Origin of the sequence: Micromonospora coerulea (genome assembly GCF_016598485.1) — a bacterium.
Lineage (GTDB): Bacteria > Actinomycetota > Actinomycetes > Mycobacteriales > Micromonosporaceae > Micromonospora > Micromonospora coerulea.
Genome location: NZ_JAEMUW010000033.1, coordinates 43260 through 50511, shown reverse-complemented (window position 1 = coordinate 50511; position 7252 = coordinate 43260). Strand labels below are relative to the sequence as shown.

Below are 7252 nucleotides of genomic sequence, written 5' to 3'. Positions count from 1 at the left end.
GGTCATCCGCAGGGCCAGCGCCTGCGCGCCGGTGAGCCGCACGTCCACGAGCCGCCTTCCCCCGGTACCGGACGGCCAGCATAGGCGGCGGGGCCGACGTGTCCGGGCGGGAGCGCGACCGGGCGGGTGGGCTTTCGCCCACCCGCCCGGGTTGCCCGCGTGCAACGGCAGTGCCGTCAGCGGTTCCGACGAGCCCGGTCCGGCACGTCCGCGTCGACCAGCTCGCGGCGGACCTGCGCGTTGACCGGCTCCTCCTCGACCACCTCGTCCTTGTCGAGCCGGACCCGCTCCACCGGGACCTGCTCCTTGGCGACCACCGGGTGCTCGGCGCGCAGCTCCATCTCCCGCTGGTCGTCGCGGATGTCCGGCCGCGCGTCACCCCGGTTCGCCGCGGTGATCGGCTCGTGCACCACGTTCACCTCGTCGTGCTCCACGGGGACCGCGGTGTGCACGTTCTCGGTGACCACATGCTTGCGCAGCCGCGCGGCGCCGGCGGGCTCGGTCTCGGTGCCGACCCGCAGCCGCTCCTCCGACCGGACCACCTCGGGCCCGCCGCGCATCCGCTGCGGGGGCTGCTCCGGCTGCCGGGTCGGTGCCTGCTGCTGAAGCTGGTAGTGCTGGTAGAGCTGGGTGAGCTGATCAGCCGTCAGCGGCTGGTCGGTGCCCGTCTCCACGCTCGGCGCGCTGCGTACCGTCGCCTTGTCGTACCCCACCTGGAGGCGTCCGTCATCCTGCATCCGGGCCGCCTGAAGCGGGGCCATCGACTCGTGGTGGCCCATCACCCCGGTCTTGACGCTGACCCAGGTGGGCTCGCCGGCGGCGTCGGCCCAGACCTGGCCCACACTGCCGATCTTCGCGCCCGAGCGGTCCTGGACGTCCTGGCCGTACAGCGAACGGACCTGCTGCTCCGTCAGTCGCATGGTTCGTCCTTCCTCTCGTGGGTCACGACCTGGATCCCCTAGGCGGCCAGCGTCATGCACGGGATCCGGGACGAATAGGAGCAGCAGGAGAAGAGGAGCGGCGGTGCCGGAACTGGACCTGACCCGACGCATAAGTGCCGGAGCAACGGGGATGCGAGGGCCGCGACCGTCGCGAGGAATGCGAGGTGTGGGAATGACAGCGTCAAGTGAGCCGGCCCCCGGTGCCGGTAGGTCCGCCCGTCCCATGAACCCGGGGAGCCCGGGCGCTCAGGGGACACCAGCCAAAACCAGCGCCGCAGCCACCTTCGCGCTGGTCTTCGGGGTGGCCGCGCTGCTCAGCGTGCTCACCGCGATCCTGGCGTCGGTGGGGCTGCTGCTCGGCATCATCGGCGTCATCCTGGGCATCTTCGGGCTGAAGATGAGCCGGCGTCCCGGGGTGACCGGACGCGGCGTGGCCATCGGTGGCCTGGTGCTCAGCGCCCTGGCGGTGCTGATCGGGCTGGCGCTCGCCGCCGGCGTCAGCACCTTCCTCAACAACGAGCAGGCGGTGGACCGGCTGGAGAAGCGGGTCACCGACCTGCGCGACAAGCTCAACGACTGATCGACCGGCCCGGGGGAGCGCCGGTCGGCCCGGACTAGGGTGGGCGGCGTGCTCCGTCAGGTCACCGGCATCCGGTACGTCACCCCACTGCGCGAGGGCGGCTCGCTGCCCGGTGTGGTGGAGGCCGACGACCTCGGCACCTACGTGGCGAAGTTCCGCGGCGCCGGGCAGGGGCCCAAGGCGCTGGTCGCCGAGGTGATCTGCGGCGAGCTGGCCCGCCGGCTCGGGCTGGCCGTGCCCCGGCTGGTGGTGCTTACCATCGACCCGGTCATTGGCCGGGCCGAGCCCGACCAGGAGGTGCAGGAGCTGCTGCGCAACAGCGGCGGCGCGAACCTGGGGATGGACTTCCTGCCCGGCGCCCTCGGCTACGACCCGGTCGCCCACCCGGTCGACGCGGACCTGGCCTCCCGGGTGCTCTGGTTCGACGCGTACACCGAGAACGTCGACCGGAGCTGGCGCAACCCCAACCTGCTGATGTGGCACCGGCAGCTGTGGCTGATCGATCACGGTGCCACGCTGTACTTCCACCACAACTGGCCGCGCGCCGAGGCCGCCGTGCACCGCGCCTACCGGGCCGACGACCACGTGCTCGCCCCGTACGCCACCCGGCTGGCGGAGGCCGACGCGGAGCTGGCCCCGCGGGTCGACCGGGAGCTGCTCACCGAGGTGCTGGCGCTGGTGCCGGGGGAGTGGCTGACCGGTCCGGACTTCGACACCCCCGACGCGGCCCGGGCGGCGTACCTGGACCACCTGGTCCGCCGGGTCGCCCGGACCGACGCCTGGTTGCCCACCGGGAGCGCGGCATGAGAGAGCCCTTCGAGTACGCGGTGATCCGGCTGGTGCCCCGGGTGGAACGCGGCGAGCAGATCAACGTGGGCGTGCTCCTGTACTGCCAGGGCCGGGGCTTCCTGGGCGCGCGGACCCACCTGGACGCCGACCGGGCCCGCGCCCTGGCCCCCGACGTCGACCTGGACGCGGTGGCGGCGGCGCTGGACTCCTGGGACCGGACCTGCGGCGGTGACGGCCCGGCACGGACGATGAAGCCGGGGGAGCGGTTCCGCTGGCTGGCCGCGCCCAAGAGCACGATGATCCAGGCCGGTCCGGTGCACACCGGGCTGACCGACGATCCGGCGGCGGAGCTTGACCGGCTGATGGACACCCTGGTCCGCTGACCCCTGATCGCGCTACGCCAGCCTCCTTGCCGGCGGAGCGCGATCCCCCGTTCAGGCCTCCGGCGCGGGGCGGCGGCGGGGTTCGGCCGGCACCGGTGCGATCAGGATCGCCGGCCGGCGGAGCGCGGGCACCGGTGTCGATGGGAACTTGCGCAAATCTTGAGCCGCCGCGGAGTGACCGGCTTCGATGACTGTTTGACGGTGCAAGTAACGGGTAGTCGCCGAAGCTGATCCGATTTGAGGAGGGGAACGTCTGATGGATGGTCGGACCAAGGTCGCGGTGATCTACTACAGCGCGACCGGCATCACCTACCAGATGGCGCAGGCGGCGGTCGAGGCCGCCGGTGAGGCGGGGGCCGAGGTGCGCCTGCGCAAGGTACGTGAGCTGGCGCCCGACGAGGCGATCCGCTCCAACTCGGGGTGGCAGGCCCACCACCTGGAGACCCAGGAGGTCGACGAGGCGCAGCTCGACGACATCACCTGGGCCGACGTGGTGATCTTCGGCTCGCCCACCCGGTACGGCATGATCGCCGCCCAGCTCAAGCAGTTCATCGACACCACCGGCCCGCTCTGGGCGCAGGGCTCGCTGACCAACAAGGTCTACTCCGGCTTCACCTCGACGGCCACCTCGCACGGCGGCCAGGAGTCGACCCTGCTCTCGATGTTCACGATCTTCTACCACTGGGGCGGCATCGTGGTGACCCCCGGCTACACCGAGCCGAGCCAGTACACCTCCGGCAACCCGTACGGCGCCTCGCACACCAGCAACAACGGCGAGACCGCGCCGGACGACATCGCGCGCACCGCGACCTCGCTGACGGTCCGCCGGGCGGTGCAGATCGGCACGGCGCTGAAGAAGGGCCTGGCCGGCTGACCCCGGCCGTGGCGACCGGTGGCCGGACGAGGGCTCTCGACCCGTCCGGACCACCGGCCGCCCTCCGCCCTACCCCCGATCGGCCGGTCCATGCCCGGTCAGGGCCGCCTGGGCGAGCAGGTGCCCCAGCAGGTCGGCCAGTACGGCCAGGCCGTCCCGGCTGAGCACCGACTCCGGGTGGAACTGCACCCCGGCGAAGCCGGGTCCGCGCAGCGCGTGCACCGACCCGTCCGCCGGGTCCCGGGACAGCTCCACCGGCCCGTACGCGGTGGCCACCCGGTCGGCGTCGGCCAGTGCCGTGAAGGTGGAGTAGAAGCCCACCCGGCGGGTCGCGCCGAAGACCGTCACGTCCCGCTGCAACCCCTGGTACGGCGCCTCCCGCCGGTGCAGCGGCAGCCCGAGCAGTCCGGAGAGCAGCTGATGCCCGAGGCAGACCGCCAGCGTGGGCCGGCCGGCGTCCAGCAGGCCGGCCAGCAGGGCCCGCATCGCCGCCATCTTCGGTGCGCCCAGGTCGCCCGGGTCACCCGGCCCGGGACCGACGACCACCAGGTCGTACCCGTCCACCGGGGCGGGTGCCCGCCAGTCGCGGCGGTCCACCCGCAGGCCGAGGGCACCGAGTTGGTGCGCGAGCATCGCGGTGAAGGTGTCCTCGCCGTCCACGATCAGCGCCCGCCGCCCGGCCAGCCCGGGCAACGCGGCCGCGCGGGGCGTGCGCTGGTCGAGCCAGAAGCGGGCCAGCGGGGCGTTGCGGGCGGCGAGCGCCGCGCGCACCTCCGGATCGTTGGCCAGCGACCCCGCCGGGTCGCGACGCGGCGCCGGACCCGCCGAGCCGGACTGGTCGTGGCCGACCGCCGCGCCGGGGCCGGCCGATGGCGCGTCCGGGCCGAGGCCGAGCGCGGCCAGCACCCCGGCCGCCTTCGCGTGTGTCTCCGCCACCTCGCCGGCGGCGGTGGAGTGCCGGACCAGGGTCGCCCCGACCGGTACCCGCAGCGCGCCGGTGGGGGAGATCTCCGCGGTGCGGATCAGGATCGGCGCGTCCATGGTCTGCCGGCCCGCGTCGTCGCGGCCGAGCAGCGCGAGGACCCCGGCGTAGTAGCGGCGCCCGGTCCGCTCGTGCCGGGCGATCACCCGGCAGGCGTTCTCCATCGGACTGCCGGTGACCGTCGGGGCGAACATCGTCTCGCGCAGCACCTCGCGGACGTCCCGGGAGCCGCGGCCGGCGAGCAGGTACTCGGTGTGCGCGAGATGCGCCATCTCCTTCAGGTACGGCCCGACCACCTGGCCGCCGTGCTCGGCGACCGTCGCCATCATCTTCAACTCCTCGTCGAGCACCATGTACAGCTCCTCGACCTCCTTCGGGTCGTGGAGGAAGCGCAGCAGCGCGTCCCGGTCCGCCGCGGTGCCGGTGTGCCGGAAGGTGCCGCTGATCGGGTTCATCATCACCAGGCCGTCGTCGACGCTGACGTGTCGCTCCGGGCTCGCCCCGACCAGGATCCGGGTGCCGGTGTGCACCACGAACGTCCAGTACGCGCCGCGCTCGCGCAGCAGCAGCCGGCGCAGCGCGGCCAGCGCCGCCACCAGCGGGGGCCCCTGCACGGTGGCGCGCATGGTGCGGTGGATGACGAAGTTGGCGCCCTCGCCCCGGCCGATCTCGTCGGCGAGGACCCGGCCGACGGTCGCCGCGTACTCGTCGTCGGTGCTGTCGAAGCCCGCCCCGGTGGTCCGTACCGGCTGGTCGGGCAGCACGGCGAGGGCGTCGACCAGGCCGATCCGGTGGTGCCCGGTGATCGCCAGGCACTCCAGTGGTGCCCCGTCGTCGATGCAGGCGAAGCCCCGCTCGCTGATCTGCCGGTACGGGACCAGGGCCAGCGTGCGCGGCCCGGGCGGGCCGTCGGGCAGCGGGATGTCGGCGAGCCGGCCGGCCGTGCCCACGGTGCCGGTGAAGAGTTCGAGGTGGTCGGTGCCCTCGCGGCGGACGAGGGCGAAGGGGCCGGGGTCGGCGCCGTCGGCGACGGCGGCGAGCAGGTCGTGCGGGCGGGTCATCGGGGTCTCCTCGGGCCGGGAGCCGCCAGCGGGGCGACCCGGGATGCCGGGAAGAGACCGGCGGCCGCCTCGTCGGGCGGCCGCGTGGGGAAGCTACGCGCGGGGATGGGCCGCCGCGTCGGCGGGCCACCAGCAGGACAGGTGCGCGAGCATGGCGATCACTGTACGCGACGCGAGGGCCGCCGGGAACCCGATCGTCCCGCCCCGCCCGAGTCCGGATCTTGGCTTCCCCGACCGCCTCGCCGGGTAGGTTGACCGGCGATGAACATTCTCGCTCTCGACCTGGGCACCTCGTCGGTACGGGGACTGGTGCTGGACGGGGACGCCGTCCCGCGGCCCGGCGCGCTGGCCCGGCGGAAGGTGCGGCTGGCCACCGGCGAGGAGGGCAGCGGCACCCTGGACGGCCCCGGCTACCTGGCCTGCCTGGTCGAGTGCCTGGACGAGCTGGCCGCCGCGGGTCACCTGCGCGACATCGAGCTGGTGGCCACCTCCGCGCAGTGGCACTCGGTGGTCCCGCTGGACGTCGACGGCGCGCCGCTCGGCCCCGTGCTGACCTGGTTGGACACCCGGGCGATGCCACCCGCCGGCGCGGCCGGCCCGGCCGACCCGGACGCCTTCCACCAGCGCACCGGCGCCTGGTGGCACCGTTGCTACTGGACGATGCGGTTGCCCTGGCTGCGCGGGCGCGCGGGCAGCCCGGTGGCCCGCTTCGCCGGTCTGGCCGAGTACGTCCTCGGTACCCTGCTCGCCGAGGCGCCGATGTCCATGTCGATGGCCTCCGGCACCGGGCTGCTCGACCTGCGTCGGCTGGTGTGGGATGCCGAGGCCTGCGCGCTGGCCGACGTGCGCCCCGGTGAGCTGCCCGGGTTGGCCCCGCAGGGGTGGCACGGCCGGCTGCGACCGGAGCACGCCCGCCGGTGGCCGCAACTGGCCGCGGCCCGGTGGGCCGCGCCGGTGGGCGACGGCGCCGCGTCCAACATCGGCTCCGGCTGCGTCGACCCCACCCGGGCCGCCATCACCGTGGGCACCTCGGCCGCGGTACGCCTCATCCAGCCCGTGCCGGCCGGCGCGGAGCTGCCGCCGCTGCCCGAGCAGCTCTGGCGCTACCGGGTGGACCACGAGCACGTGGTGACCGGGGCGGCGTACTCCAGCGGGGGGAACCTCTTCACCTGGGCGAAGCGGGAGCTGCGGTTGCCCGAGGGCGCCGAGCTGCACGCGGCGCTGGCCCGGGTGCCGCCGGACGAGCCGATGCGGACCGACCCCCGCTTCGGCGGCGACCGGCCTCCCGGCCTGGCGCCGGCCGGCTCGGGCGAGCTGCGCGGCCTCAGTTTCGGCACCACCGCCGTGGAGATGCTCGCCGGGCTGATGAGCGGCCTGTGCAAGATGGTCGCCGAGGACCTGACGGTGCTGGAGTCCGAGGTGGCGACGCCGGCCGAGGTGGTGCTCGGCGGGGGCGCGATGGCCGCCTCGACATGGTGGCGGCAGGCGTTCGTCGCCGCACTGGCGCCGCGACCGGTCCGGCACCAGCGGCATCCGGAGATCGGCGCGACCGGGGCCGCGCTGGTGGCGTTGGGCCGCGTCGCCGACGGCGCCCGGGTCGGCGGTATCGGCCGGACGGACGAGACGGACGCGCCGTAACCGG

The 7252-nt window shown here is 74.3% G+C and carries 7 protein-coding genes; 5 read left to right on the top strand and 2 right to left on the bottom strand.

What is annotated here, in order from left to right; genetic code table 11:
• Window positions 1–176: 176 nt before the first annotated feature.
• Window positions 177–920 carry a YsnF/AvaK domain-containing protein gene (locus I8N68_RS28640; protein ID WP_200215711.1) on the bottom strand — a complete coding sequence of 248 codons (744 nt, stop codon included), beginning with the start codon at window positions 918–920 and terminating at the stop codon, window positions 177–179.
• A gap of 244 nt (window positions 921–1164) precedes the next feature.
• On the opposite strand from I8N68_RS28640, the gene I8N68_RS28635 reads away from it, so the two are divergent.
• From I8N68_RS28635 to wrbA, 4 genes are all read left to right on the top strand, one after another.
• Window positions 1165–1521: a DUF4190 domain-containing protein gene (locus I8N68_RS28635; RefSeq protein ID WP_234040768.1), complete on the top strand. Its 357-nt coding sequence runs from the start codon at window positions 1165–1167 to the stop codon at window positions 1519–1521.
• Between the two features lie 48 nt (window positions 1522–1569).
• Window positions 1570–2328, top strand: coding sequence for a HipA family kinase (locus I8N68_RS28630; RefSeq protein ID WP_200215707.1), 759 nt, complete (start codon window positions 1570–1572; stop codon window positions 2326–2328).
• Entirely contained in the window at window positions 2325–2693 is a 369-nt protein-coding gene (locus I8N68_RS28625; RefSeq protein WP_200215705.1) for a DUF3037 domain-containing protein, read from the top strand. Before I8N68_RS28630 ends, I8N68_RS28625 begins: the two co-directional genes overlap by 4 nt.
• 256 nt (window positions 2694–2949) lie before the next feature.
• The gene (gene wrbA / locus I8N68_RS28620) at window positions 2950–3567 is read left to right on the top strand and encodes an NAD(P)H:quinone oxidoreductase (RefSeq protein ID WP_200215703.1); all 618 of its coding nucleotides are present in this window, start codon (window positions 2950–2952) and stop codon (window positions 3565–3567) included.
• A gap of 69 nt (window positions 3568–3636) precedes the next feature.
• On the opposite strand, the gene I8N68_RS28615 is transcribed toward wrbA, so the two are convergent.
• A complete protein-coding gene (locus I8N68_RS28615) occupies window positions 3637–5610 on the bottom strand; it encodes a chorismate-binding protein (RefSeq protein WP_200215701.1) in 1974 nt (657 codons plus the stop codon).
• A 261-nt stretch (window positions 5611–5871) separates the two neighbouring features.
• On the opposite strand from I8N68_RS28615, the gene I8N68_RS28610 reads away from it, so the two are divergent.
• Window positions 5872–7248: an FGGY family carbohydrate kinase gene (locus I8N68_RS28610; RefSeq protein ID WP_200215699.1), complete on the top strand. Its 1377-nt coding sequence runs from the start codon at window positions 5872–5874 to the stop codon at window positions 7246–7248.
• Window positions 7249–7252 lie beyond the last annotated feature (4 nt).